Below are 24,615 nucleotides of genomic sequence, written 5' to 3' on the forward strand. Positions count from 1 at the left end.
CCACTCGTTCGGACTACCGGATCGAAATTATGCGTGCGGAAAGTGAAGAAGCGAGGGGCCGGGGAGCTCACCTACCCGGAATTCACCAGGACTTCAGCCAAGGAAGCGCCAAAACGGAAATAGCGAACAAAGCGTCCACGGTCATTAAGTCCGGTTCGATCCGTATGGCGGATTCGCTCGCAGGCGCGGAAATAGGCGCCCCGCCCGGGCGCCGGTGTGGTTGGCTGCCGGGATGACCACGCCACCCGGCTATCACACCGTCACTCCGCGAATGGTGGTCGCCGACGCGGCGGCCGCGGTCGACTTCCTCGTCTCGGTCTTCGCCGCGACGGCCCCGGCGCCGGCCGGCGGCCCGGTCCAGGTCCGGCTCGGTGATTCGCTGGTACTGGTCTCTTCGGCGGAATCCCGGGAATTGTTCCCCGCCTTCCTCTACGTCTACGTCGCCGACGTCGAGGGCACCTACGCCCGCGCACTGGCCGCGGGCGCGACTTCGGTGGAGGCACCGTGGGATACGCCGTACGGCGATTTCCGCGCGATGGTGCGGGATCCGTCCGGGAACCTGTTCCAGCTGGCCGCGCAGAAGGACACCGGACGAGAGGGCTCGCGCTGATGGAGCTGCGCCGCCGTTTCGAAGGGCTCACCACCGCGCACCTCGCCGACGCCTGCGTCCGGGCGCGGTTGCAGGTCCGCTGCGCGCCGGCCGGGACGCGGGCGGCGACGCCGGGCGAACGGGTGGCTGGGCGGGCGCTGCCGGCGCAACACGTCGGAAGTGTCGACGTTTTCCTCGAGGCGTTCGCCGGCAGCGAGCCGGGTGACGTGCTCGTGGTGGACAACCAGGGCCGTCTCGACGAAAGCTGCGTCGGCGACCTCGTCGCGATCGAGGCGGCGACCGCGGGTATCGGCGGCATCGTGATCTGGGGGCTTCACCGCGACACCGCCGACCTCGCCGCGATCGGGCTGCCCGTGTTCAGCCTCGGCTCGATCCCGACCGGGCCGTTGAGCGTCCACTCACGACCGGACGACGCGCTCGAATGCGCCACCGTCGGCCCGTGGACGATCACCCGCGAAGACCTCGTGTTCGGCGACGAGGACGGCGTGCTCTTCGTGCCCGCGAGCGAGGCCGAGGAGGTTTTCCGCCTGGCCGGGTCCATTCGCGACACCGAGCACCGCCAGGCCGGGCTCATCCGCGGCGGCACCACGCTCCGGCAGCAGGTGCGGTTCGACGAATTCCTCCGCAAACGCGCGGAAAACCCCTCGCTCACGTTCCGCGAGCACCTGCGCGCAGTCGGTGGCGCCGTTGAAGAGTGAGCGCCCGCTCGCGCTGGCGACCGGTGTGGGCCGCCGGGCCGGCCTCGGCGCCGCGATCGTCGCCCGGCTGGCCGCGACCGGCTGGGACGTCGCGTGCACCCACTGGTTGCCCTACGACGACCGGATGCCCTGGGGCCACGACGCGGGCCGCGGTGAGATCGCGGCTGCCCTCGATCTGGAGGCCGACCTCGAAGACCCGGCCACTCCGTCGACACTCTTCGACCGCGTCACGGCCGAGCTGGGCGACGTCCAGGCACTGGTGCTGGCGCATTGCGAGTCCGTGGACTCCGGGCTGCTGGATACCACAACCGACAGCTTCGACCGGCACTTCGCTGTGAACACCCGCGCGAGCTGGCTGCTGATCCGCGAGTTCGCCCAGCGCTACCGCGGTCCCCATGGCGACGGCCGGATCGTCGCGCTGACCAGCGACCACGTCGTGGGCAACGTGCCCTACGGCGCGAGCAAGGCCGCGCTGGACCGGATCGTGCTCGCCGCGGCGAGCGAGCTGGGACCGCTGGGGATCACGGCCAATGCCGTCAATCCCGGCCCCACCGACACCGGCTGGCTGACGGACGAGCTGGCCACCACCGTCGTCACCCGGACCCCGCTCGGCCGCCTCGGCCTGCCCCGCGACTGCGCCAACCTGGTCGCGTTCCTGCTCAGCCCGGACGGCGGCTGGATCACCGGCCAGCTCCTCACCAGCAACGGCGGTTTCTCGTGACTCAGCCCGACAGCGTCAGGCACTCACGCGCCAGCTGTTCCGCCCGGCGCCGCAGCAAAGAGCGGGCGTCCGCGACGCAGCGGGCCGGGTCGGGCTCCAGATCGGTGAGGGCGTAAACCGCCTCGAAACCCGCCGATCGCCAGTCCTCCGGCGAGAGCAGGCAACGGCCCGCGACCGCGACGACCGGTACACCGGCCGCGGCCGCCGCGCGCTGGACCCCGATCGGAGCCTTGCCCCGCAACGACTGTTCGTCGAGCGAGCCCTCGCCGGTGACCACGAGCCGCGCGTCCTGGACGGCATCGGAGAAGCCCAGCAGTTCCAGCATCAGAGCGCTGCCCGGCCGCATCCGGGCGCCCAGCACCGCCAGCGCCGCGAAGCCCACGCCACCCGCCGCGCCCGCGCCCGGCTCCGCGGCGAACTCCGGGCCGATCACCTCGGACCACCGTCGCAGACCGCGTTCCAGCGTCAGGACATCCTCGATCGACGCACCCTTTTGCGGCCCGTACACCGCCGCCGCGCCGGAAGGCCCCAGCAACGGATTGTCCACATCGGACGCCAGCGAGATCTCCACCGGAGCCACGTCAGACAGATCCACACTGGACAGCGAGGCCAACGCAGCCCCGCCGGGCGGGAGAACGGCGCCGGAAGCGTCCAGCAGACGCGCTCCCAGCGCCGTCAGCATCCCGGCTCCGCCGTCGGTGCAAGCGCTGCCGCCGACCCCGAGCACCACCCGCGAGGCACCTGCCGCCACCGCCGCGGCGATCAGCTCACCCGTGCCGATGCTGGACGCCGTCAAGGGTTGGGGCACGCCGCCGGGCAGCCGGTGGAGGCCGGAAGCCTCGGCCAGCTCCACCACGGCGACGTCGTCTTGAAGCGCGAAGTACGCGGTTACGCGACGCCCGGTCGGGCCGTGAACCCGCGCCGGCACCCGGCGGAATCCCGCGGCGACGGCGGCCGCGACCGTTCCGTCGCCGCCGTCCGCCACCGGCAGCATCCGCACCGGTTCCGGCGAAACCGCCGCGAACCCCTCGGCCACCAGCGACGCGACTTCCGCCGCGGTCAGCGAGCCCTTGAACTTGTCCGGGGCCACCAGCACCGTCACGGGAGCGACCCGGCCGTCACGCCGCCTCCCTGCCGGCCAGATAAGCCCGCCAGTCACCGATTTCCGTGATGTCACGCAACTGCACGTGCGACGTCTGCGGCCGGCGCAGCAACATCGCGAACGCCGAGCTGCCGTCCGCCAGCTCGATCACGCCCAGCTCCAGCTCCGGCGGCTCGGCCGGCAGCACCCGGTCGCGCAGGGCGTCCAGTGAAATGTCGTAGACCTCGCCACTGACCGGCGCGCCGCCGTGGGCCACCGGGACCAGCGCGGGGCACTGCCCGCCGACAGAGTAGAAGCGGTACTTGGGCGCGGTCGTCGTGGCGGTGACCAGCGGCGCGCCATCAAGCAGGTGGTGCAGCGGCTCGCCGCGCATGGCGCCGCCGTTGAGGAAGATCAGGGTCACGGAAGGTCCTTTCTAGAGGATCGCCTTGACGACATCGACGCCGAAGTAAACGGTGAAGACCAGTGCCAGCACGGTCAGGATCCAGCCGGCCTCGCGCCATTTCCCCTTGCAGGTCTTGATCAGCACGTAGGCGATCAGGCCGGCGCCGACGCCGTTGGTGATCGAGTAGGTGAACGGGATCAGCGCGACGGTGAGGAACACCGGGATCGTGTAATCCGGGTCGTTCCAGGGGATGTTGCGGCACTGCGCCACCATCATCCCGCCGATCACCACCAGCGCGGGCGCGGCGGCCTGCGCCGGCACGATGCCCGCGATCGGGGTGAACAGCAACGTCGCGGCGAACAGCACACCGGTGACCACGCTCGCCAGCCCGGTCCGCGCGCCCTCCCCGACGCCGGCCGCGGATTCCAGGAACACGGTGTTCGGCGACGAGCCGGACAGCCCGCCCGCGATCGCGCCCGCGCCGTCGACCAGCAGGATGCGGCCCATCTTCGGCACGCGCCCGTCCTTGGACAGCCCGGCCTCGGCCGAAACGCTGGTGATCGTGCCCATCGCGTCGAAGAAGCCGGAAAGGACCAGCGTGAACAGGAAGATCGTGGCCGTCAGCGCGCCCGCGGAGGCGAAGCCGCCGAACAGGTCGACGTGCCCGAGCAGCCCGAAGTTCGGCGCCGCCACGACGTGGCTGGGCAGCGTCGGGGTGGTCAGGCCCCAGTTTCCGACGCCGAAGCCGTCGTGCAGCACAACCGCGAGCACCGTGGACACCGCGATGCTGATCAGCACCGCGCCGGGCACCTTGCGCGAGGTGAGAACGGTCATCAGCAGCAGGCCGAAGCAGAACACCGCGATCGGCCAGCCGTTGAGATGCCCGTCGAGGCCGAGCCGGACCGGGACGGTGGTGCCGGCCACGTCCGGGACCCGGGTCACGAATCCCGCGCTGACCAGGCCGACCAGGGCGATGTAGAGCCCGATGCCGACAGTGATGGCCATCTTCAGCGGCGCCGGGATCGCGTTCATGATGCGTTCCCGGATCCCGCTGACCGCCATCAGGACGATGCAGACGCCTTCGAGCACCACCAGCCCGAAGGCCTGCGCCCAGGTCATCGACGGCGCCATCTGGAACGCCACGATGCCGTTGATGCCGAGCCCGGCGGCGAGCGCGAGGGGCGCGTTGCCGACCAGTCCCATGAGGATGGTCATCACCGCGGCCGCCAGCGCGGTGGCGGTGGTGACCATCCCGGCGCTGAGCTTCGCGCCGGTGATGTCGGCGGAGGCGCCGAGGATGAGCGGGTTGAGCAGCACGATGTAGGCCATCGCGACGAACGTGGTGACGCCGCCGCGCACTTCCCGGCCGACGGTCGTGCGCCGCGCGGTCAGGTCGAACAACCGGTCCAGAAGCGACTTCCGGACCGGGTCTTTCTCCGGGCTCACAGCGTCTTCGATGCGTACCTGGGTCATGCGTCCTCCCCTTGCCGGTGGGTGTGCTGCACCGCGCCCCGAATGCGATCGGGGCATGGCCAGCGGGACGTTTCGGTTTTTGTGGTGCTCCGGTCAGCACCGGGATGGGCCCGGGGTGCGGGCTTCCGGTGTTGGGGTGGATCGATCCCTAGTAGTCGACGCGGTCCGGCCGGTCCAGCCAGGCGTCGAAGGGTGCGAAGCCGTCCTTCAAGGACAGCCGGGACACGGGTACTTCCCAGTCTTCGCGGCGGTTTTCGAACAGTTCGTAGAAGGCGCGGTCGTCGAACCCGGCCTTGGCGGCGTCGTGGCGGTCGGCCGCGTAGAGCACGCGGTCCACCCGCGCCCACAGTGCGGACGCCAGGCACATCGGGCACGGCTCGCACGAGGAGACGAGCACGCAGCCCGTCAGCTTGAAGTCGCCCAGCGCCTGGCAGGCCGCGCGGATCGCGACGACCTCGGCGTGCGCCGTCGGGTCGAGCGAGGGCGTGACGCGGTTGACGCCGGTGGAGATGATCTCGCCGTCCTTGGCGACCAGCGCGCCGAACGGGCCGCCGCCGTCGGCGACGTTGCGGGTGGCGATGCGGACGCTTTCGGCGAGCCAGCCGTGTTCCAGGTCGGCGGCGGCGGAAACGGTCATTTCTTCAGCTCTCCCATGGTCTTTCAGGTACCGGTGATGTGCTCGGGGCGGATCGGGACACGGGGCAGCTCGAGCCCGGTGGCCGCGCGGATGGCGTTGGCGATGGCCGGCGTCGCGGAGATCGTGGGCGGCTCCCCGACGCCGCGCACGCCGTACGGGGAATGCGGGTCGGGCCGTTCCAGCACATCGATGCGCATCGGCGGCATGTCGAGCACGGTCGGGATCAGGTAGTCGGTGAAGGACGGGTTGCGCACCTTGCCGTCGACGACCTGGATCTCCTCCATCACGGCCAAACCGAGGCCCTGTGCGGAACCGCCCTGGATCTGGCCGAGCACGGCGTCGGGGTTCAGCGCCTTGCCGACGTCCTGCGCGCAGTCCAGCTGCACGACCTTGACCAGGCCCAGCTCCACGTCGACGTCCACCACCGCGCGGTGGGCGGAGAAGCCGTACTGCACGTGGGCGTCGCCCTGGCCGGTCTCCGGGTCCAACGGGTAGGTCTTGCGGTGGTGGTACTCGCGGGTCTCCTCGACGATTTCCTCGCCCAGCAGCTCGGCCAGCCCGGTGAGCACCTCGCCGTCAGCGGCGACGACCTTGCCGCCGGCCAGCGACATCCCGGCAGCCGAGCGGGCGAGCCGACGCTCAGCCAGCGCGTACACCGCATCGGCCACGGCACGGCAAGCGTTGCGCACCGCGCCGCCGGTGATGTACGTCTGGCGAGAAGCCGAGCTGGAACCCGCGTCGCCGACGCTCGTGTCGGCCGGGTGCACGGTCACCCGCGGCACGCCCAGCTCCGTCCGCGCGATCTGCTGTTGCAGCGTGACGAGGCCCTGTCCCACCTCGGCCGCGGCGGTGTGGACCATCGCCACCGGCTCGCCGCCGATGACCTGCAGCCGCACGCGAGCCGTCGAGTAGTCGTCGAGGCCCTCGGCGTACGAGATGTTCTTGATGGTCACGCCGTAGCCGATGCCCCGGACCACTCCTTCGCCGTGCGTCACGTTCGACGCGCCGCCAGGCAGGTCGCGGATGTCCACGGCACCAGTGCGTTCCGGCGGCAGCGGCATGTCCTTCAGCCGCTGGACCAGCTCGCCGACCGGCGCCGGGAAGTCCACGACCTGGCCGGTGACGTTGGTGGAGCCCTCGCTCATCGCGTTGCGTATCCGCAGGTCCGCGGGGTCCATCCCGAGCGCGGCGGCGAGTTTGTCCATTTGGGACTCGTACGCGTACGTCGGCTGCACCGCGCCGAGGCCGCGCATCGCGCCGCACGTCGGGTTGTTGCTGTACACGCCCCAGCCTTCGATCTTCGCGTTCGGCACGTTGTACGGGCCGACGCTGAGCGTCGTGCCGTTGCCGACCACCACCGGGGTCTTGGACGCGTACGCGCCTCCATCGAAGTACATCCGCGCACGGACGTACACGAGGTCGCCGTCCTTCGTCGCACCGTGCTCGTAGTACATCTTCGCCGGGTGACGGTGCACGTGACCGAAGAAGGACTCTTCGCGGTTGTAGACCATCTTCACCGGACGGCCGGTGCGAAGCGCCAGCAGGCACGAGTGGATCTGCATGGAAAGGTCTTCACGCCCGCCGAACGCGCCGCCGACGCCGGACAGCGTGAGCCGCACCTTCTCCGGCGGCAGGCCGAGCGCCTTGGCCGTTTGCCGCTGGTCGACGTGCAGCCACTGGGTGGCGAGGTAGAGGTCGACCCCGCCGTCGTCGTCCGGCACGGCCAGCCCTGACTCCGGGCCGAGGAACGCCTGGTCCTGCATGCCGATCTCGTAAACGCCGGAAACCACCACCTCGGCGGCCGCGTCCGGGTCGCCCTTGAGGATCCGCTGGTAGCGCACCAGGTTCCCGTCCGGGTGCAGCTTCGGCAGGGTGCTGTCGTGCGCGGCGCGCTCGGGGTCGGTGATCGGCTCCAGTACCTCGTACTCGACCTCGATCTCCTTGAGCGCCTGCCGCGCGATCTCGGGGTGGTCGGCGGCGAGGATCGCCACCGGCTCACCCTGGAACCGCACGCGGTCCTCGGCCAGCGCGGGAGTGTCCTGGTACTTGAGGCCGTAGATGTTCTCGCCCGGCACGTCCTCGTGGGTCAGGACCGCGTGCACCCCGGGCTGGGCCAGCGCGCGGGAAACGTCGAGGCGCACGATGCGAGCGTGTGGATGCGGGCTGCGCAAAGTCGCGCCCCACAGCATGTCCTCGTGCCACAGATCGGAGGAGTACGCGAATTCGCCGCGCACCTTGAGCGTGCCGTCGGGGCGCAACGGGCTCGCGCCGATGCCGCCGCTGACGGTTTCGGCCAGATCCTGCGGGGACCGGGCCGGGGCTGACCTGGTCATCCGGCCTCCTCGACGGACGCGGCGAGCCGCGGCTGTGTCGCCACGTCGGCCAGGCACGGCGCCGATGATTCGGACCTGCAAGCAGTCCTCATGCGTTTTCCTTTCGCGCCGCGGCCAAACGCACCGCGTCCAAGATCTTCTCGTACCCGGTGCAGCGGCACAGGTTGCCCGCCAGCGCTTCGCGGATCTCGGCGTCGCTCGGGTCGGTGGTGCGCGCGACGAGGTCGTGCGCCGTCACCAGCAGGCCGGGGGTGCAGAAGCCGCACTGCACGGCGCCACACTCCACAAAGGACTCCTGAATCGGGTCCAGCTTGTCGCCGTCGGCGAGGCCTTCGACGGTCCGCACCTCGCGGCCCTCCGCCTGACCGGCCGCGACCAGGCACGAGCACACCGGGACACCGTCGAGGTACACCGTGCAGGAACCGCATTCGCCTTGTTCACAAGCGTTCTTCGAGCCCGCCAGCCCCAGCCGCTCGCGCAGCACGTACAGCAGGCTCTCGCCTTCCCAGACGTTGTCCGCCTGGCGCTTTTCGCCGTTCACCACCACGTTCACGCGCATTCGGCCTGCCTCCCGCCGCAGTAGTCGGTCCAGGCCCAGGTCAGCGTCCGCCGGGCGAGGACGGACAGGGCGTGCTTGCGGTAGTCCGCGCTGCCGCGGACGTCGTCGATCGGGGCCGCGGCCTGCGCGACCAGCTCGCCGAACCGGCGTTTCACCGAGTCAGCGAGCGCGCGGGGCCGGTCCCACTGGTCCTCGGCCGCCAGCTCGCCGGCGATGAACTCCTCGGCGTCGACGGCGCGGCGCGGGGTCGGGGCGGCCGAGCCGACCCCGGTCCCGACCCGGCGCTCGCCCGGGTGCAGCGCGAGGCCGAAGGCGCAGACGGCGATGACCATCGCGTTGCGCGTGCCGACCTTGCTGAACTGCTGCGGACCGGCGGCGGGCGCGAGGTGGACGGCGGTGATCAGCTCGTCCGGCTCAAGAACGTTGCGCTTCACCCCGAGGTAGAAGTCCTTCGCCTCGACGCGGCGGGTGCCTCGCACCGACGCGATCTCGACCTCGGCTCCATCCGCGAGCAGCGCCGGATGCGAGTCACCCGCGGGCGAGGCCGCGCCGAGGTTTCCGCCGACGCTGCCGCGGTTGCGGATCTGCGGCGAGCCCACCGTCCGGGCGGCCATGGCGAGCCCGGGCAGGCGGTCGCCGAGTTCCGCGATGATCCGGGTGTACGGCGTCGCGGCGGCGATCCGGATCCGGCCGTCCACCGTGTCATGGCCGTACAGCTCGGCGACGCGGTTGAGGTCGAGCAGCGCGGGCGGGCGGCGGTGGTCGAAGTTGATCTCCACCAGCACGTCCGTGCCGCCCGCGACGGGCACCGCGTCCGGGTGCGCCGCCTTGGCCGCCAAGGCCTCGGCCAGCGAGGCGGGGCGCAGGAACTCCATGACGTCCTTTCAGTTCCAGGCCGGGCCGGCGGGCGGCGCGTCGTCGCGCAGCACGGTGCCCTCGATCAGGCCGTACGGCCGGTCGGCGGCGTGGAACACCTCACCGGGGTTGTCCAGGCCGAACGGTGAGAGATCGGTCAGGAAGTGGTGTTTGTTCGGCAGCGAAAGCCGGATCTCGACGATTTCGGGCACCGTCTCCAGCACCCGCGTACCCATCGCGTACAGCGTCTGCTGCAGCGAGAGGCTGTACGTTCCTCCGAACGCGTCGAGCAGCGACGCCAGCGCCGTGTCGTACGCCTTGGTCCAGTCGGCCTCGTCGCCGGCGAAGCGCCAGGTCGCGGACACCGCCGTGGCCAGGATCCGGTCCTTCGTCTCGGCGAGGGTGGTGTACTCCTCGCGCGGGAAACCCCAGAATTCCGAGTCCGTGGTGTTCAGCACCGTCAAGTCACGTACGCCGCCCAGCACCCAGGCGCGCTCGCCGTCGTAGGTCACGGTGGTCGCGCGGGTGCCGCCGCCGGAGCGGGCGAACGAGTGGTGCGCGGGCCGGCCGCCGACCTGCAGCCGCTGCCACGGGTACGACTCGACCTCGACGCGCGCCGTGTGGATGCTCTCCTGCGAAGTCACGAAGTGGCGGGACAGCCGCAGGGCGTAGTCCTCGATCTCGCCGATCCCCTCGCGGGCGAACGCGTGCACCGTGTTCTTCTGCGTGTCGGTGGCCAGGACCTTGTCATTGGCCCCGGTCAGGTGGGTGTCGCTCATGTCGCCCGAGAGCGACACGCTCACGTTGAGGTCGGTGATCCGGTGCTCGTCGCCGTCGCGGTCGACGCGCACGAGCCGGTTCTCCGCCTTCCCGTAGCGGTTGTCACCCAGAACGATCGCCATGGTCTTCCCTTCCCGCGCTCTGCCTTCGATGTCTTGCAGTACACACGCCGCGACGTGGCGCGGACCACGGCAGATCCACTGAAAGGAGCGGGGTGCGCGGGGCCGGATTTCGTAGATTCCTCCAAACGACGCGCCCGGTGGGGTGTGCGGTACTGATGAGGTCCGGACACGGAAGGCCGGAAGCTCGGAAGGAGGTGCGGGGTGCGGCTCGGTGCGCTGCTGGACACGCCGGGGCTCGGGCTGACGCTGCTGGCCGGTGCCGACGCGCTGGACCGCGAGTTCGAGCGCGTGTTCCAGGCGACCCTGCAGGATCCGACGCGGTACCTGGACGGCGGCGAGATCGTGCTGTGCGGCCTGCGCTGGCTGCCCGGTCCCGCCGACGCGGACGAGTTCGTCGGCACCCTGGCCGCGGCGGGCGTGGTCGCGCTGGGCGCGGGCACGGCCGAGGTCGGCGGCCCGGTGCCGGAGCACCTGGTGGAATCGTGCCGCCGGGTCGGGCTGCCGCTGTTCGAAGTGCCGCTTTCGGTGTCCTTCGCGACGGTGACGGAACGCGTGATCCTCGGCCTGGCCGCCGAGCGCGAAGCCCCGGCGCAGGACTCGCACCGGCGGCTGATCGCGGCCGTCACCGAAGGCCGTGGGCTGCCCGCGCTGGTGGCCGCGGGCGCGGCCGAGCTGGCCGCGGACTGCTGGGTGCTCAGCGCGACGGGCCGCCTGATCGCCGGCCCGGACTCCCTGCCTGCCGATCGGCGCGCGGCCCTCGCCCGGCACTTCCTGCGGGCCGAACGCCTGCCGTTGACCGTGAGTCCCCAGACCGACGCGGCCGCCCCGGTCACCCTCTTCGCCGCGGCGAGCCGGTCCGGGCACCGCGTGGCCAGCTGGTTCCTGGTGGTCGACGGCGACTGCTCGGCCTGGCCGTCGTGGCGGCGGGAGCTGGCGCTGGAGCTGGCCCCGCTGGTCGGGTTGGAGCGAACGCGCGTCGACGAAGCCAAACGCATCGAAAACCGCGCAGCCGAGCCATTGCTGAGACTGGCGCTTTCCGACTCGCCGACGGCCGAGCTGGCGTCCCGGCTGGCAGCGGCGGAGTTCCCCGTGCGGGAGCAGCTGGTGGCGCTGTCCGCCGAAGTCACCGGCGGCGGCCCCGGCCTGACGCCGGTGCTGGTCGAAGAACTGCTGGCGGCCGTCTCCGGGCCGACGCTCGTCGGCACCGTGGACGGTGAGACTTTCGGCCTGTTTCCCGCATTCCTGCGCCTCGACCGCGTGGCGGCGGACCTGCGCGAGGCCGTTCGCATCCTCGAGCCGGCGCTGGGTTCGGCGCGGCTGGCCATCGGGCTGAGCCGGGCGCCGGACGCGGCCGGGCTGCGCGCGGGAATCCAGGAAGCCCGACACGCGCGGACGCTCGCGGCGCTTTCGCCCGGACGCGCGAGCGTGCTGGCGGGCGACGAGGTCGCGTCCCACCTGCTGCTGCTCGCCGCCGTGCCGGACGACCTTCGCCGTTCCTTCGGCGAGAAGGTGCTCGGCCCGGTCCTGGCCTACGACGCCGCGCACGGCTCCGAACTACTGGGCACGCTGAAGGCCTTCCTCGAGCACTCGGGCTCCTGGACGCAGACGTCCGCCGCGCTGCACCTGCACGTGAACACCCTGCGGTACCGGGTGAGCCGGATCTCGGACCTCACCGGACGGGACCTGGGCCGGTTCGCCGACCGCGTCGACCTCTACCTGGCGGGCTGCTTCACGCAGGGCTGGGGCTGGTCATGAGGTGCGCCCGTCGTGGACCGCTTCCAGCGCCCATTCCGCGCGCGGCTGGTTGTGCAGCCGCCAGTAGTGCTCGGCGATGTCGTCCGGATCGAACGCGGTACCCGGGGCGACCGCGCCGGCGACGGTAACCGAGGCACAGCGCTGTTTGAAATACAGTGCAGCTCAGGATGTTGCTCGGCGAACAACGCCACCAGCGTCCGCACGCCCGCCTTGCCCAGCGAAAGACTGCTGTAACCCGCCTTCGGCTCCGGCATCCCGCCGGTGACCAGGAAGGTGCCGTGGCCCCGCGCGGCCATTGCCGGCGCCAAGTGCGCCGCGGCCACGTACGCGCCGAGCACGTTGACCCGCCACCGGTCCAGGTGCTCGTCGACGGTCAGCTCGCCCGGGGTGTCCGGCCGGATCACGGCGGCGTTGTAAACCACCACTTCGGGCCGCCCGAGGTCCGCGACGGCCGCGTCCAGTGCCGTGCGCAAGGACCTCTCGTCCGCGACATCCGCCTGGTACGGCCCGGTGCGCGAGATCAGCCCGGTCTCGAACCCTTCACGCTCGAAGCGGCGCGCCACGGAACGGCCGATGCCCGGCCCCGCCCCGATCACGATCGTCACCGGCATGCCCGGCTCCTTCCCTCGGTCTCCTCGACCGTAGGGCCTGACACCAGTGTGAACGTCAAATCGACTGACCGGTTGGTTGCTAGCCTGGGGCATGGCTCGCGACGCGGAACAGACGAAACGCCGGCTTCTCGACGCCGCCACCGCCGAGTTCTCCGGCTACGGCATCGCGGGCGCGCGCGTCGATCGGATCGCCGCCGCCTCGGGCTGCAACAAGGCGATGATCTACTCCTACTTCGGCAGCAAAGAGCAGCTGTTCGACGCCGTCTTCGACGAGCGGACGAAGGCGTTCTTCGCCGCCGTGCCGTTCGACGCCGGCGACCTCGCCGGCTACACCGGGCGCGCGTTCGACTACTACGAGGACCATCCCGAGACGCTGCGGCTGTCCACCTGGTACCGGCTCGAACGGCCCGCCGACGAGCACCTGCGCGCGATCACCGAGGCGAACGACGTCCGGCTCGGCGAGATCGGCCGCGCACAGCGGGCGGGCGAGGTGCCGGAGCACTACTCGCCCGTGCAACTGGTCGTGCTGATCCAGGCGCTGTCCGCGGCGTGGCACACCACGAATCCGGAACTCGGTCCTCGGCTGCCCGCCGATCGGGCCGAACGGCGGCTTACCCTCGTCGACGCCGTTCAGGGATTGCTTGCGCGGAAATAGTCAGGACTTTCTTTGGCGCGCAGTGCGGAAAACAACGAAAAAATAACGGCCCCGACGAGAACAGCGAGTGCGGCAGCGGACAACCCGGTGTAAACGGCCGGCGCCGAGAACGGCGGAATTCCGGTGAAGGCCTCGATTCCGATGACGGCCGTCAGCACCGCGTCCGCGACAACGGCGAGCCACACCAGCCGAAGGCGCTGCCGCTCGGCCAAGCCGGTGAACCGCAGCAGCCAGGCGAGCCCGGGCAGCACCAGGATCGCGTGCATGGCCACGGCGTGCAGGGGTTTCAGCGCACCCGCCGTGGTGTAGGCCAGCTGAGCGTTGCCGCCACGCGATTCGCCGACGCCGCGGGCGATCATCACCGCGCCGGTCGCGAGCGCGACCATCAGCACCAGCAGGCCGAACCGCACCGCGAGCCGCTGACTCGGCGACATCACGCCCGGCGAGAGGAAGGCCGCGATGGTGAAGCCGAGCCCGGTCAGCACGATCACCGCGCCACCGGCGGCGAGCGTCATCGAAACGGCCGTGTCGAAGCCGGTCTCGAAGTTGAAATGCGACAGGACTCCGCGCCACGCCTGCATCGTCACCAGCACCACCTCGGCCACACAGGCGAGGAGGAACGCGCCGAGCAGCACCGTCCGGCCCCGGACCGTGAGGTACGAGGTCGCCCACGCGACCGTCGCCAGGGTGAGGCCGAACGACAACCCGAATGTGACCGCTTTGCGCAGTGAAACCGGCCCGAGCCAGGAGCCGCCGGAAGCCAGCAGCACCACGGCGTTCACCAGCCCACCGGCGAAGAGCACGGCACCCACCACGTACGCGGCGCGCTCGACTCGCCGGCCGTCGCGCCAGATGCGGCCCGCGGCCGCCACCATCGGTGTCATACGCCGAGTCTGGTGCCACGACAACGTTTCGTCGTCGTGCCGGTGTCGACACCAGCGTACGCAGGTTTACGTACGCCGGTCGCTTTAAAAAGGAACAAAAAGCCCCGGTAAAGGAATTCTGGAATTATTGACCGGGAGATGACTTTACGCGTGGGACGCGACACTCGGGAGGAGGATGCAAGGTCGGCTCCGGAGTTCTACCCTGAAGTCATGTACATAGCCTTGCTGACATACACAGCGCCTCGAAACGAAGTCGACTACGCACTTCCGGAACACGCGGATTGGGTGCGCTCGCACTTCTCGCACGGCTTGTTCCTGGTTTCCGGAAAAGGAAACGGGGATGCCGACCAGGTCATCCTCACCCGCCCGTGCCTGCGCGGCAAGCTGGACGCCGTGCTCGCCACCGACCCCTTCGTCATCCAACGCCTCGCGCGCTACACCGTGATCGAGTTCTCCGCCACCCGCACGTCCCACGAATTCCACGCCATCAACGAGGCACTCGCCTCCTGAACCGGTCGAAGGCCCGCGCGCAGGTGGCCTCCGGCATCGTCGCCCGCCACCTGCCGGCCGTAATGCCGTCGTCTGCTCGCCTATGATCGCGGAGACCGACGCACCGGCACGGGAGAGCACATTGAAGACGCCCGACCTCGTCTTCCGAGGCCGCCGCCTCACCGGAGATCGCGCACTGGTGATGGCCATCGTCAACCGCACGCCCGATTCGTTCTACGACCACGGCGCCACCTTCGAAGAGCAGCGCGCGCAGGACGCCGTCCGCCGCGCCCGCGCCGAGGGAGCGGACCTCATCGACATCGGCGGAGTGCCCGCCGGCCACGGCCCCGAAGTCAGCACCGCGGAAGAGATCAGCCGCGTCGTGCCGACTGTCGCCTGGGCCCGCGAGACCTTCCCGGACCTCGTGATCAGCGTCGACACCTACCGCGCCGAAGTCGCCGATGCCGTCTGCCGCGCCGGCGCGGACCTGGTCAACGACAACTGGGCCGCCGTCGAACCGGAGATCCTGGACGTCGCCGCGCAGTACGGCGCCGGGTACATCTGCGCGCACACCAACGGTTTGCAGCCGCGGACGGAAGCCGTCCGGCCCGAGTACGACGACGTCGTCAAGGCCGTGATCGAAGGCACCACCGCGCTGGCCGAGCGGGCGCTGGAACGCGGGGTGCCGCGCGAGGGCATCATGATCGACCCCTGCATCGACTTCGGGAAGAACTCCTACCAGTCGCTGGAGCTGCTGCGGAACGTCGAAACGCTGACCGAGACCGGCTGGCCGGTGCTGATGGCGCTGTCGAACAAGGACGTGATCGGCGAGACGCTGGACGTGCCGGTCGGCGAGCGCGTGAGCGGGACCCTCGCGGCGACGGCGGTGGCTGCGCTGCACGGAGCCGCGATGTTCCGCGCGCACCAGGTGCGCGAGACCCGGCACGTGGTCGAGATGGTGGCCAGCATCGCGGGCACCCGCCCGCCCGCGAACGTGGTGCGTTCGCTGTGATCCGCGAGATCTGGCCCGGCACCCGCGACCTGGCCGACGCCGACCTGGAAGAGCTGTACTCCTACCCGGCGGACCCGAAGTGGCTGGCGGTGAACTTCGTTTCCAGCGCCGACGGCGCCGTGACGGTCGACGGCCGCTCGGCCACGCTGTCGACCCCGGCGGACCGGGTCGTCTACCGGCTGGGCAACGACCTCGCCGATGTCGTGCTGGTCGGTGCGGGGACGGCGTTGATCGAGGGTTTCGAAGGCGGTCAGCCGGACCCGCAGGCGGCCGAACGCCGCCGTCGCCACGGCCTGGCCCCGATCGCACCGGTCGCGGTGGTGACTTCGGGCCGCTCGCTGCCCCCGGACGCACCGGTGATCACGAAGGCCACGGTGCCCACGATCGTCATCACCAGTGAGGCCGCGCCCGCGGACCTGCGCTCGGCATGGTCCGCAGCGGGCGCGGACGTACTGGTCGCCGGCACCGACACCGTGGACTTCCACGCAGCCGTCGACGGTCTGGTCGCCCGCGGCCTGACCCGCATCGACTGCGAGGGCGGCCCGCACCTGTTCGCCTCGCTCGCCGCCGCCGGAGCGGTCGACGAGCTGCGTCTCACGATCGCCCCGCTCCTGGTCGCCGGCACGGCGTCCCGCATCGCCGCCGGCGCCGGGTTGGACCCGGCCCGGCTGGAGCTGGCCTCGGTTCTGGTCGAAGACGGGACGCTTTTGCTGCGGTACCTGCTTTAGGCGCGGTTGCCTGCGGTGTCTCAGCGCTGATGGTGCTCGTAGAAAGCACGGACGCGGGCGGCTTTGCCCGCGGCGTCCAGTTCCACGACGTCGAGCACGCGATTGCCGTTCTCCCGGTGGTAGAACAGCGCGTACCCGTCCGGGCTGCTCAGGAGTGCCTCTTCGGTGAGCCTCAAGTCCGGCGCCAGTTTCAGCCCCTGCTCGAAATGCAGGCGCAGCTCCTCCCGGCCGCGCAGCCGCCCGTCGGCCCGGCCCCACCGGCGGACCACGGTGGACGCCACGAAGTCGATGTCCTCGGCGTAACAGGCCATGACCGCGTCGAGGTCCCGGGCTCGCCAGGCCGCAAGCCAGGCATCAACGTGCGCCCGAGCATCCATGGTCGCAGTATGCCCGCGTCGGGAGACGTCCGCGATCAAGGAAGACGCGGGCGGGCGGGTTTCCGGGCCAGGACTCGACGCTCCGGGTTCCCGGCCCGGGCTCATCGGTCGCGGGTCTGGCCCAGCAGCTCGACGTACGGGGCCGTCCGCAGGTCCCCGCCCTTCAGCTCGGCAGTCCGTTCCGCGCCCAGCACTCCGATCCCCTCTTGGTAGGTCGCGCCGCCGCGGACGCCCAGCGGCAACGAGATCCCCGGCGACGCCGGGGAGTACACCGTGAGCGGCCCGCCCTCGATGAGCGCCCGGATGTTCGCGGCCACGACGTCGGCCTGCATTCCGGCCGCCCGCGCCATCTTCGCCTCCGGCAGGTCCACCAGGTCGCCGAGCGCGAAGACCCGCTCGTGGCCGGCGACGCGAAGGTGCGGAGTCACCCGTAATGTCCCGGCCGTCGTCCGCGCCGGAGAGCCGGAAAAGTAGCCGGAAGCCGGCGCGACGCCGAAGCAGCGAAACCACACTCCGGCGCTCACCCGGTGCCCCGAACGCGTCGTCACGGTGAACGCTTTCGATTGTCCTGCCTGGGAAACCGGATCCTCCGTCAGGCTGGTGCCCAGGAGCAACGTCACGCCCAGCGCGTCGAGCTGGCGGCGCAGCTCCGCGCGGAACTCGTCCGGGTACTGCCCGCCGAGCACGTCCGCCGCGGGGTCGACAATCGTCACGGCCTTGTCCGGCCAGCGGTCTTTGATCTCGCCGGTCAGCTCCAGCCCGACCGGGCCGGCGCCGAGCAGCAGCACCGCGTCGGCCTCGGCCACGGCCTCCCTCGCGGCGTGGAGCCGGCCTTTCGCCGCGGTGGTACCGAAAACGTCCATCTTCGCCGGTAACGGATACGCCGACCCCGTGGCGAGCACGACGTAGTCGGCCACCACCCGCTCGCCCGACGAGAGCGTCACCTCGCCGCAGCTGTCGCCGACCTGCACGACGTGGTCGCGGAGAATTCGGCCGTGCCTGAGCAAGTTCTCGTACGGCAGGAAGATCCGGTCCGTCCACTCGGGATCGACCAGCGCGCGCAACGCCGCATTGTGGTGCACGAACTCCTCCCGCGGCTCGACGAGCACCACCTCCGCCACGTCGTCGAGCGCCTTCGCCACCGCGATCCCGCCGTAGCCGCCGCCGGCCACCACCACTCTCGCCATCGCGCCCCCTTGGTTCGCCATACGAACAGTTCGTAGTACGAACCTTACGTTAGTTCGCACTACGAACTGTCGTCAAGTAGGCTTCGCACCGGGAGGAGCCATGACGAAGACAGTGCCCACCGCGGACATCGAGCTGGCGGGTTCCCTGGTGCGGCTTTCGCATCTGGTGCAGCACGTGTTCGCCGACGTCAGCCGTCAGCACGATCTGACGCCGCAGCAGGCTCAGCTGCTGTGCGTGCTGATGGACGGGCCGCTCGGGATGTCGGAGCTGGGCCGGGTGCTGCACCTGGAGAAGTCCAGCCTCTCCGGCCTGGTCGACCGGGTGGTGCGCCGCGCGCTGGCCACGCGCGGCCAGCACCGCACCGACCGCCGCACCTGCCAGGTCACCCTGACCGACGAGGGCCGCGCCCTGGCCTGCGCCACCCACGACGGCATCACCGCCGAACTGGCCACCCTCCTCGCCGACCTGCCCCCAACCCACCGAACCCGCCTCGGCGCCGACCTCACCCACCTGCTCGCGGGCACCCACCTGGCCTGACCTGCGAAGCCCTCGGGCATCGGCCCGGACCGGTAGGTGTGCCCGGCATCAGCCCGAGTTGCCAAGCGCGCCTGGGCAGCAGCCCGAAGCAGCAGTGCCCGGACCATCGGTCCGAACCACCACGCGCCTCGGGCATTTCAGGCCAAACCACCAGTCGCCCCAGGGCATCAGCCCGAACTTCCAGTCGCCACAGGGCAACAGTCCAAACCACCACGTACCTCGGAGCCTCAGTCCGGACTAGCAGCCGCCTTGGGGCCACAAGCCCAACCCCGGGTCTCCGGACCCGGCGCGCCAGCCCGACACCTGAGCCCGGGCCGACCACCAAGCACCCCAGGACATCAGCCCGAAGCACCAGTCATCCCGTAGCCCCAACCCAGACCACCACTCACCTCGGTCCCTCGGCCCGGACTGCCAGCCGCCTTGGGGCGCCAGCCCAGCCCTCGGACTTTCGGTCCTGGCACGCCAGGCCGCCGCGAGCACCAGCCCGACACCGGCCCCCGGCCGACCACCAGTCCCCCGGCGCACCAGCTCCGGCACCGCCGGCTGCCGCGGACACGTCTGCCCACCGCTTGCCCTGCAACCAAGGCTCTGCAGCCCCACCGCCGCAGCCCAACTCGAAGCGAGTCACCGCAGCGAGCGGCCGGACCCCGCAAAGCCGCAGCCCGCGCCGCAAGCCGCTACCAGCGTCCCGACCCGCCGCTACTCACCTCTCACGCGACCGGAAGCAGCTCGAACCCCGCCTTCCCGAACGATTCGCCGTTCACCTGGATTTCCAGCGCGTGCGGTCCCGGGTGGTACACGCGAGTGGTGATCAGCCGGAACGAGTGGGTCCGCTCGACCACCAGCTCTGCCCCCGGCTCGAGGGTTTTCGTGGTGAGTTTGAAGACCTTGGGGGTGGTGGAGCCGTTGGCTTTGCGGTGGTGCACCACGTAGTCGACGACCAGGTTGGCGGGCTCAGTGCTCGTGTTTCGCAGCGTGCAGCTGAAACCGAGGTCGTCGCCGACTGTCACGGATTCGTCCGAGAGCGCGGGACCGTCGAGGGTGATGCCGGACGGCGGGGCGAAACCCAGCAATGCCAACGCATCCGCGTCGCCCTGCTTGATCAGCGTGCGGAGGCCGTGGCGCACGAGTTGCGCGGTCTGCTTTCCGGCGTCTGCGGACGACCAGCGAGCTGCGGCCGAGACTGCGACCTCCGGGCGGCCGCGGCTCAGGTCGTTCAGATGATTGGCGACGGAACGCCGCACGTACGCGGACTCGTCGCGGTAGAGCGCGTCGAGGATCGGCACCGTCACGCCCGGCCGCTCCACGATCGCGGTGACCCGCCTTGCCCACGGCAGCAACGGCCGCGTGCCCTCCGAAGCCAGCCGGCGGACATGTTCGTCGGGGTGTTCGGTCCAGCTCAGCACCTTCGGCAGCGCGCGTTTTAGGTCGGCGTCCAGCAGCGGGCGGACGGCGAACTCGGCGGTGAGCCGCGGGGTGAGGTCGGCAAGCAGGTCGAGCGCCGCGTCGAACGCCGCCGTCCCACCGTTTTCGAGCGCCCGCGACGAGACCGCCTCGGTGACCGGCCAGATCATCCAGCCGGTGAAGGTGTCGTCGGCCAGCGCCCGGCGCACCACGTCCTCCAGCTCGCGATAGCCGCCGGGCAGGTCGGTCAGCAACGCGTCGCGCAGCAAATCGGTGCGCTGACGCAAGCCGAGCCCGGTCAACCGCGCCCGGCCGAGCGCCGGGAACCGCAGACCCGGCGCCGCGGTTTTCAGGCTCGCGGCCAACCCCTTCGCTACCCGCGCGTTGAGCAGCTCGTCTGCCAGTGGCATCGCTTCCCCCTCTGTTACACACATCACTATAGCGTATGTAGCGCTACAGTTGCTACATGGACATCGTGAACGGCAGCGCCAAGGACCGGCTCCTGCTCGCCGCCGCCCAACTGCTCGACGGCGCCGAAGCCCACTCGGTGTCCACCCGCGCGATCTGCGAGCGGGCCCACGTCCAGGCGCCGACGCTTTACCACCACTTCGGCAGCAAACAGGGCCTGCTCGACGCCGTGGTCAACTTCGGCTTCACCCAGTATCTGGAGAGCACCGACAAAATCGATCCGGACGCGGATCCGGTCCAGCAGATCCGCGACGGCTGGGACCGGCACGTCAAGTACGGACTGCACCACCCGGCCTTCTACGTGCTGCTCTACGGCCAGATCAGGCCCGGTGAGCCGTGCACGCTCACTTCCAGCGCAGAGGAGATGCTGCGCAACCTGTTCACCCTCGTCGCCCGCCAGGGCCGGCTGCGCACCACTCCCGCAGAGGCCGCGCGGCAGGTCGCGGCCGCCAACTCCGGCGTCACGCTGAGCCTGATCGCACAGCCCGAATCGAACCCCGACCTGGCGATGTCACACCAGGTCCGCGAGTCCGTGCTGGCCGGGCTGCTCACCGACGAGCCCGCCAAGGAACCGTCCACCGTCGGCGCGCTCGCGGTCGCTTTGTCGACCGCGCTGGACTCGCAAGCCGCCGAGTTGACCGCGACCGAGCAGAGCATGTTGCGCGAATGGCTCAGTCGCCTCGCCCTCTGACTCGTGCTACATTCGCTACAGTTCAATCTGTAGCCAATGTAGGGGGTGTGGGGTGACAGTACGACTCGGCCGGTTCGGCGCCTGGATGAGCCCGGCGACCGACGAGCAGACGCGTCGGAAAACCGCTGTGGAAGCGGAGAAACTGGGCTACGACGCCGTGTGGTTCGGCATCGGCAGCGGCACGGTCGAAGACCTGGCCTACTTCGAGGAGGTACTGGCGGCGACCGAGACCGTCACCGTCGCCACGGCGATCGTGAACATGTGGACCAACGACGCGGGCCGGATCGCCGCGTCTTACCACCGTTTGATCGAGCGTTACGGCAACCGGTTCCTGCTCGGCGTCGGCGTCGGCCACCCGGAATCCGTGGCCCAGTACGAAAGTCCGTACGCGAAGATGGTCGGTTACCTCGACCGGCTAGACGCCGAGGGCGTGCCGAAGGAGGGCCGGATCCTGGCCGCGCTGGGCGACAAGTCGTTGAAACTGGCCGCGGACCGCATGCTGGGCGCGCACCCGTACCTCGTGCCCCCTGCGCACACCGGGCACGCTCGCAAGATCCTGGGCCCGGACGCAATCCTCGCCCCCGAGCACAAGATCGTGGTGGAGGAGGACGCGGAAGCGGCGCGGCTGATCGGGCGGCCGTTCGTGGAGAAGCCGTATTTGGGGCTGCGCAACTACGTGAGCAACCTCCGCCGGCACGGCTACACCGAGGAAGACGTCGCGGGCAGCGGCACCGACCGGCTGATCGACGACCTCGTCCTGCACGGCTCACCCGCGACGATCGCGAACCGGCTCGGCGAGCACCTGACCGCGGGCGCCGACCACGTGGGGATCCACGTACTGGGCCCGGACATCCTGACGGGGTACCGAAAACTGGCCGAGGTGGTGTTCTGACCATCGAGGAATCGGTCCTGGCGACGGATCTCGGGGTTTCCGAGCGCCAGTAGCGCATCGTGCATACGGCAAAGCACATAAGGGAAAGCGGAGAACCCTGCCGACGCACGTGAATATCGGGATGCTCGTGATCGTTTCCCGATGCTCGGCTCACTTGCGTTCACGAGTCGATCAAGCCGCCGCCAGCCAGCCGCGCATTGGCAGCGAGCAGGACACCTTGGGCGAGTTCCCGCATCTCCGCGCGGATTGCTTCATCGTCACGGTTTGCCGCCAGTGTCTCGTCCCAGGCTTCCAGCGGCTGGAGCATCAGCCCGATCTCGGCTGCATTGTCACAGGACCACCGCAAACTCCACAGTGAACGCGCTCCCGCTTCGGGGAGCAGAGTGCCGGCGATCATCTGGCGGGCGATGTCACGGGCAACGACCCACGGGGCCTGCGACGCGTCAATCGGCACCACGCCGAGGTCTGCGAGCAGCTGCCGAACGAGCGGCACAGCATCGGAGAGAAGCAGGCGGGTTGCCGACTCGCCGGCCAGCTCGGCCGTTGAAGGGCTCTCGACACCGGCGACGAGCAGATCGCAAGCCAGCCAGACCGCTTCACCGGGTCGGACCAGGTCCAGCAACAGATCAGCGTTGAGCCGTGACACCCGGTCGCGCAGTTCGTCAGGCAGGTTCTCCACGACCGCCAGTGAAACGCACGATCGCAGTGATCGTTACCGAATATCCGCGAGAACTTTCCGGTCACCAGAGCAGGCGACACCGCGCAGACCGATCAGTCCTCGTTCTCTGAAGCGGCCTTCTTCGCAGCCTCGAAGGCTGAGCGGGCGGCGGTGAGATCTTTGGTCGCTTGGGTGGCGCGGGCTTCGGCGTCGGCGAGGCGGGTGCGGAGGTCGGTGACGCGCGCGTCGGCCTGTTCGGCTGCGTGTTCGGCGCGGATGAGGGTGCGGGCGGCCTCGGCGCGTTCTCGTTGGGCGGCGGCAGCTTTGCGGCGTTGTTCCTCGCGCCGGGCGTGAGCCTGGGCGCGTTCGCGTTCGCGGGCCTGACGGTCCTCCTCGGCCTTTTTCCTTTCCACAGAAGGAGAAGCTGCCTTTTTCGGTGCGGCCTTCGCCGGCGCAGATTTCGTCGGCGCGGGCTTCTTCGAAGCCACCGAAGAAACCGGCAAGGACAGCCACTGGTCCGCGTCCTGCTGGGCCATCGACGTCAGGCGTCCGGCCAGGGCCAGTTCGGCGACGGACGGGTCGGCGACCACTGCCTCCAGGGTTTCCTCCACTTCGCGCGCAACGGCGTCGCTGAGGCTGGGAGCGTCGGCCATGATGCGGCGGACCAGTTCGTTCCGACGGTGGGCCAAGTCGCGCAGTTCGGCGCCGGCGAGGTTCGTATGGGCCTCCCGCAGGCGTTGGCCCAGGGCGGCCAGCTCGGTCAGCGAGGCGGCGCCGTCGCGGGCCAGGCGGTTGATGACGAAGGCCGCGCGGGTCGGCTTGCGCAGCGCGCGGATCCGGGCGGCCAGCTCGCGGTCGCCGGCGGCCGTGGCGTCGCGCGCGGCGGCGGTGCGGGCCGCGACGAACTCGCCGGGCTCCCCTGAGTAGAGGGCCTCGGCGACGGTGTCGAAGTCCGGAACGTCCACCCCGCCACCGAACCACAACCGTGGTCCGATTGCGACGGACGGCGTAGCGTGAATGCCCCACCGCAGGTCAAGCAAGGCGAGGACGATGCCCATGACGTCATCGGCCCGGCTCGCGCTGGCAGCCAGCCCCCTGGTCGCCGGCGCGCTGCAGGCACTCCAGCGCGCGACCGGGCTGCCGGTCGCGATGGGCGGACCCGTGTCGGCGGGTTCGCGCTCCCTGGTGATCGACCAGCTCCGCGGCACGGCCACGCGCTCGTTGCAGCACTTGCAGGTCGCCACCGGCGCCGGGCTCGGCGGCAAAGCCGTGGCGCTGCGGCGGCCGTCCACGGTCACCGACTACCTGAATGCGCAAGGCATCACGCACAAATACGACCGGGCCGTGGCTCCCGAACAGCTGCGGGCCATCGTCGCGCTGCCGGTGTGCGTCGGGGATTCGACGCGCGCGGTGCTCTACGCCGCGACCCGCGATTCGATCACGTTCGGCGATCGGGTGCTGCGCGCCGCGACCGCGGTGGTGTCGAGGCTGGAGCGTGACATCGAGGTGGAGGAAGAGGTCCGCCGTCGCATCGCGACCCAGGCTTACGTTCCCCTGGGCGAGCCGCAACGTTTCTCGACACTCGCCGGGGAGCACCAGGAGCTGCAGGCCGAGCTGCTCGCAATCGCCGGTTCGATGCACGACGTCGAAGCCCGCGCGCGACTACTGGACGTTTGCGAACGCCTCCGCCCGGACGACGAAACCACCAGCGTCGACAGCGACATCACGCTCACCCCACGGGAGCTGGACGTGCTGCGGCTCGTGGGAGCCGGCTGCACCAACGACGAAATCTCCGCGGGGCTGGGACTGCGGGCCAACACCGTCAAGTCGTACCTCAAGCACGCGATGCGCAAGCTCGACGCGTCGAACCGGATCCAGGCGGTGAACCGGGCGCGCGCGGCCGGGCTGCTGGACCACCCGCACCACTGACCACCCCCTTTGTGGGGTGGCCGGTACCCCCGGCGGCGAGTCATCATCGCCGAGCGGGCGGT

General features: G+C 70.3%; 27 protein-coding genes. 12 read left to right on the forward strand and 15 right to left on the reverse strand.

Translation table 11 applies throughout. The features are described 5' to 3' along the window. Positions 1-232: 232 nt before the first annotated feature. Genes OG371_RS06070 through OG371_RS06080 form a run of 3 tightly spaced genes read left to right on the forward strand, consistent with a single transcriptional unit; the run spans position 233 to position 2,029 of the window. Complete coding sequence (locus OG371_RS06070; protein ID WP_329066404.1) at positions 233-610, forward strand: VOC family protein; 378 nt, start codon at positions 233-235, stop codon at positions 608-610. Next, positions 610-1,308, forward strand: a complete 699-nt coding sequence (locus tag OG371_RS06075; protein WP_329066406.1) for an RraA family protein — start codon at positions 610-612, stop codon at positions 1,306-1,308. The genes OG371_RS06070 and OG371_RS06075 overlap by 1 nt, the downstream gene beginning before the upstream one ends. Further along, on the forward strand, positions 1,298-2,029 hold the full coding sequence (locus OG371_RS06080) for an SDR family oxidoreductase (RefSeq protein ID WP_442876082.1): 732 nt from the start codon (positions 1,298-1,300) through the stop codon (positions 2,027-2,029). The genes OG371_RS06075 and OG371_RS06080 overlap by 11 nt, the downstream gene beginning before the upstream one ends. Before the next feature lies 1 nt (position 2,030). Here the strand turns inward: OG371_RS06080 and OG371_RS06085 are convergent, their stop codons facing one another. The 8 genes from OG371_RS06085 to pucL form a co-directional block, all read right to left on the reverse strand. Further along, a complete protein-coding gene (locus OG371_RS06085; protein ID WP_329066409.1) occupies positions 2,031-3,131 on the reverse strand; it encodes a glycerate kinase in 1,101 nt (366 codons plus the stop codon). Between the two features lie 16 nt (positions 3,132-3,147). Then, positions 3,148-3,534, reverse strand: coding sequence for an allophanate hydrolase-related protein (locus OG371_RS06090; protein ID WP_329066411.1), 387 nt, complete (start codon positions 3,532-3,534; stop codon positions 3,148-3,150). Between the two features lie 12 nt (positions 3,535-3,546). Beyond that, a complete protein-coding gene (locus OG371_RS06095; RefSeq protein ID WP_329066413.1) occupies positions 3,547-4,989 on the reverse strand; it encodes an NCS2 family permease in 1,443 nt (480 codons plus the stop codon). A 148-nt stretch (positions 4,990-5,137) separates the two neighbouring features. Next, entirely contained in the window at positions 5,138-5,626 is a 489-nt protein-coding gene (locus tag OG371_RS06100; protein ID WP_329066415.1) for a nucleoside deaminase, read from the reverse strand. 23 nt (positions 5,627-5,649) lie between these two features. Beyond that, positions 5,650-7,959 (reverse strand): xanthine dehydrogenase subunit D, encoded by a 2,310-nt coding sequence (gene pucD / locus OG371_RS06105; protein ID WP_329066417.1) that lies wholly within the window; start codon positions 7,957-7,959, stop codon positions 5,650-5,652. 88 nt (positions 7,960-8,047) lie between these two features. Further along, positions 8,048-8,518 (reverse strand): (2Fe-2S)-binding protein, encoded by a 471-nt coding sequence (locus tag OG371_RS06110; protein WP_329066419.1) that lies wholly within the window; start codon positions 8,516-8,518, stop codon positions 8,048-8,050. After that, a complete protein-coding gene (locus OG371_RS06115; protein ID WP_329066421.1) occupies positions 8,509-9,393 on the reverse strand; it encodes an FAD binding domain-containing protein in 885 nt (294 codons plus the stop codon). Before OG371_RS06115 ends, OG371_RS06110 begins: the two co-directional genes overlap by 10 nt. Before the next feature lie 9 nt (positions 9,394-9,402). Then, positions 9,403-10,275 (reverse strand): factor-independent urate hydroxylase, encoded by an 873-nt coding sequence (gene pucL / locus OG371_RS06120; protein ID WP_329066423.1) that lies wholly within the window; start codon positions 10,273-10,275, stop codon positions 9,403-9,405. A gap of 201 nt (positions 10,276-10,476) precedes the next feature. Between pucL and OG371_RS06125 the strand changes: the two genes are divergently transcribed. Next, positions 10,477-12,030 (forward strand): helix-turn-helix domain-containing protein, encoded by a 1,554-nt coding sequence (locus OG371_RS06125; protein WP_329066424.1) that lies wholly within the window; start codon positions 10,477-10,479, stop codon positions 12,028-12,030. On the opposite strand, the gene OG371_RS06130 is transcribed toward OG371_RS06125, so the two are convergent. Further along, positions 11,988-12,641, reverse strand: coding sequence for an SDR family NAD(P)-dependent oxidoreductase (locus OG371_RS06130; RefSeq protein ID WP_329066426.1), 654 nt, complete (start codon positions 12,639-12,641; stop codon positions 11,988-11,990). The two genes, OG371_RS06125 and OG371_RS06130, sit on opposite strands and share 43 nt — an antisense overlap. A gap of 91 nt (positions 12,642-12,732) precedes the next feature. Between OG371_RS06130 and OG371_RS06135 the strand changes: the two genes are divergently transcribed. Further along, complete coding sequence (locus OG371_RS06135; protein WP_329066428.1) at positions 12,733-13,296, forward strand: TetR family transcriptional regulator; 564 nt, start codon at positions 12,733-12,735, stop codon at positions 13,294-13,296. On the opposite strand, the gene OG371_RS06140 is transcribed toward OG371_RS06135, so the two are convergent. Next, the gene (locus tag OG371_RS06140; protein WP_329066430.1) at positions 13,272-14,180 is read right to left on the reverse strand and encodes a hypothetical protein; all 909 of its coding nucleotides are present in this window, start codon (positions 14,178-14,180) and stop codon (positions 13,272-13,274) included. The two genes, OG371_RS06135 and OG371_RS06140, sit on opposite strands and share 25 nt — an antisense overlap. A gap of 210 nt (positions 14,181-14,390) precedes the next feature. On the opposite strand from OG371_RS06140, the gene OG371_RS06145 reads away from it, so the two are divergent. The 3 genes from OG371_RS06145 (at position 14,391) to OG371_RS06155 (ending at position 16,409) form a co-directional block, all read left to right on the forward strand. Beyond that, the gene (locus OG371_RS06145; RefSeq protein WP_329066432.1) at positions 14,391-14,690 is read left to right on the forward strand and encodes a YciI family protein; all 300 of its coding nucleotides are present in this window, start codon (positions 14,391-14,393) and stop codon (positions 14,688-14,690) included. Positions 14,691-14,871: 181 nt separating this feature from the next. Beyond that, the gene (gene folP / locus OG371_RS06150; RefSeq protein WP_442876147.1) at positions 14,872-15,681 is read left to right on the forward strand and encodes a dihydropteroate synthase; all 810 of its coding nucleotides are present in this window, start codon (positions 14,872-14,874) and stop codon (positions 15,679-15,681) included. Next, positions 15,678-16,409, forward strand: coding sequence for a pyrimidine reductase family protein (locus tag OG371_RS06155; protein WP_329066436.1), 732 nt, complete (start codon positions 15,678-15,680; stop codon positions 16,407-16,409). Before folP ends, OG371_RS06155 begins: the two co-directional genes overlap by 4 nt. Before the next feature lie 20 nt (positions 16,410-16,429). Here OG371_RS06155 and OG371_RS06160 read toward each other — a convergent pair whose 3' ends face one another. Further along, positions 16,430-16,786: a nuclear transport factor 2 family protein gene (locus OG371_RS06160; protein ID WP_329066438.1), complete on the reverse strand. Its 357-nt coding sequence runs from the start codon at positions 16,784-16,786 to the stop codon at positions 16,430-16,432. Between the two features lie 101 nt (positions 16,787-16,887). Then, positions 16,888-17,973: an FAD-dependent oxidoreductase gene (locus tag OG371_RS06165; protein WP_329066440.1), complete on the reverse strand. Its 1,086-nt coding sequence runs from the start codon at positions 17,971-17,973 to the stop codon at positions 16,888-16,890. A 100-nt stretch (positions 17,974-18,073) separates the two neighbouring features. On the opposite strand from OG371_RS06165, the gene OG371_RS06170 reads away from it, so the two are divergent. Continuing rightward, positions 18,074-18,511, forward strand: a complete 438-nt coding sequence (locus OG371_RS06170) for a MarR family winged helix-turn-helix transcriptional regulator (protein ID WP_329066442.1) — start codon at positions 18,074-18,076, stop codon at positions 18,509-18,511. A gap of 710 nt (positions 18,512-19,221) precedes the next feature. Here the strand turns inward: OG371_RS06170 and OG371_RS06175 are convergent. Beyond that, complete coding sequence (locus OG371_RS06175; protein ID WP_329066443.1) at positions 19,222-20,325, reverse strand: DNA alkylation repair protein; 1,104 nt, start codon at positions 20,323-20,325, stop codon at positions 19,222-19,224. A 56-nt stretch (positions 20,326-20,381) separates the two neighbouring features. On the opposite strand from OG371_RS06175, the gene OG371_RS06180 reads away from it, so the two are divergent. Both OG371_RS06180 and OG371_RS06185 read left to right on the forward strand, forming a co-directional pair. Next, on the forward strand, positions 20,382-21,074 hold the full coding sequence (locus OG371_RS06180) for a TetR/AcrR family transcriptional regulator (protein ID WP_329066445.1): 693 nt from the start codon (positions 20,382-20,384) through the stop codon (positions 21,072-21,074). A gap of 52 nt (positions 21,075-21,126) precedes the next feature. Beyond that, positions 21,127-21,966, forward strand: a complete 840-nt coding sequence (locus OG371_RS06185) for an LLM class F420-dependent oxidoreductase (RefSeq protein WP_329066448.1) — start codon at positions 21,127-21,129, stop codon at positions 21,964-21,966. A 160-nt stretch (positions 21,967-22,126) separates the two neighbouring features. Here the strand turns inward: OG371_RS06185 and OG371_RS06190 are convergent, their stop codons facing one another. Both OG371_RS06190 and OG371_RS06195 read right to left on the reverse strand, forming a co-directional pair. Then, the gene (locus tag OG371_RS06190; protein ID WP_329066450.1) at positions 22,127-22,645 is read right to left on the reverse strand and encodes a hypothetical protein; all 519 of its coding nucleotides are present in this window, start codon (positions 22,643-22,645) and stop codon (positions 22,127-22,129) included. A 92-nt stretch (positions 22,646-22,737) separates the two neighbouring features. Continuing rightward, entirely contained in the window at positions 22,738-23,682 is a 945-nt protein-coding gene (locus OG371_RS06195; RefSeq protein ID WP_329066452.1) for a hypothetical protein, read from the reverse strand. Between OG371_RS06195 and OG371_RS06200 the strand changes: the two genes are divergently transcribed. Beyond that, positions 23,681-24,553 (forward strand): helix-turn-helix transcriptional regulator, encoded by an 873-nt coding sequence (locus OG371_RS06200; RefSeq protein WP_329066454.1) that lies wholly within the window; start codon positions 23,681-23,683, stop codon positions 24,551-24,553. The two genes, OG371_RS06195 and OG371_RS06200, sit on opposite strands and share 2 nt — an antisense overlap. Positions 24,554-24,615: the final 62 nt, after the last annotated feature.

The organism is Amycolatopsis sp. NBC_01480, from assembly GCF_036227205.1.
Classification (GTDB): Bacteria; Actinomycetota; Actinomycetes; order Mycobacteriales; family Pseudonocardiaceae; genus Amycolatopsis.

Coding starts and splice junctions, on each gene's coding strand:
- folP (WP_442876147.1), top strand. CDS start 14,872: ATGGCCATCGTCAACCGCACGCCCGATTCGTTCTACGACCACGGCGCC.
- pucD (WP_329066417.1), bottom strand. CDS start 7,959: ATGACCAGGTCAGCCCCGGCCCGGTCCCCGCAGGATCTGGCCGAAACC.
- OG371_RS06075 (WP_329066406.1), top strand. CDS start 610: ATGGAGCTGCGCCGCCGTTTCGAAGGGCTCACCACCGCGCACCTCGCC.
- OG371_RS06165 (WP_329066440.1), bottom strand. CDS start 17,973: ATGGCGAGAGTGGTGGTGGCCGGCGGCGGCTACGGCGGGATCGCGGTG.
- OG371_RS06100 (WP_329066415.1), bottom strand. CDS start 5,626: ATGACCGTTTCCGCCGCCGCCGACCTGGAACACGGCTGGCTCGCCGAA.
- pucL (WP_329066423.1), bottom strand. CDS start 10,275: ATGGCGATCGTTCTGGGTGACAACCGCTACGGGAAGGCGGAGAACCGG.
- OG371_RS06170 (WP_329066442.1), top strand. CDS start 18,074: ATGACGAAGACAGTGCCCACCGCGGACATCGAGCTGGCGGGTTCCCTG.
- OG371_RS06115 (WP_329066421.1), bottom strand. CDS start 9,393: ATGGAGTTCCTGCGCCCCGCCTCGCTGGCCGAGGCCTTGGCGGCCAAG.
- OG371_RS06175 (WP_329066443.1), bottom strand. CDS start 20,325: ATGCCACTGGCAGACGAGCTGCTCAACGCGCGGGTAGCGAAGGGGTTG.
- OG371_RS06180 (WP_329066445.1), top strand. CDS start 20,382: ATGGACATCGTGAACGGCAGCGCCAAGGACCGGCTCCTGCTCGCCGCC.
- OG371_RS06145 (WP_329066432.1), top strand. CDS start 14,391: ATGTACATAGCCTTGCTGACATACACAGCGCCTCGAAACGAAGTCGAC.
- OG371_RS06095 (WP_329066413.1), bottom strand. CDS start 4,989: ATGACCCAGGTACGCATCGAAGACGCTGTGAGCCCGGAGAAAGACCCG.
- OG371_RS06160 (WP_329066438.1), bottom strand. CDS start 16,786: ATGGATGCTCGGGCGCACGTTGATGCCTGGCTTGCGGCCTGGCGAGCC.
- OG371_RS06130 (WP_329066426.1), bottom strand. CDS start 12,641: ATGCCGGTGACGATCGTGATCGGGGCGGGGCCGGGCATCGGCCGTTCC.
- OG371_RS06135 (WP_329066428.1), top strand. CDS start 12,733: ATGGCTCGCGACGCGGAACAGACGAAACGCCGGCTTCTCGACGCCGCC.
- OG371_RS06200 (WP_329066454.1), top strand. CDS start 23,681: ATGACGTCATCGGCCCGGCTCGCGCTGGCAGCCAGCCCCCTGGTCGCC.
- OG371_RS06195 (WP_329066452.1), bottom strand. CDS start 23,682: ATGGGCATCGTCCTCGCCTTGCTTGACCTGCGGTGGGGCATTCACGCT.
- OG371_RS06070 (WP_329066404.1), top strand. CDS start 233: ATGACCACGCCACCCGGCTATCACACCGTCACTCCGCGAATGGTGGTC.
- OG371_RS06140 (WP_329066430.1), bottom strand. CDS start 14,180: ATGACACCGATGGTGGCGGCCGCGGGCCGCATCTGGCGCGACGGCCGG.
- OG371_RS06110 (WP_329066419.1), bottom strand. CDS start 8,518: ATGCGCGTGAACGTGGTGGTGAACGGCGAAAAGCGCCAGGCGGACAAC.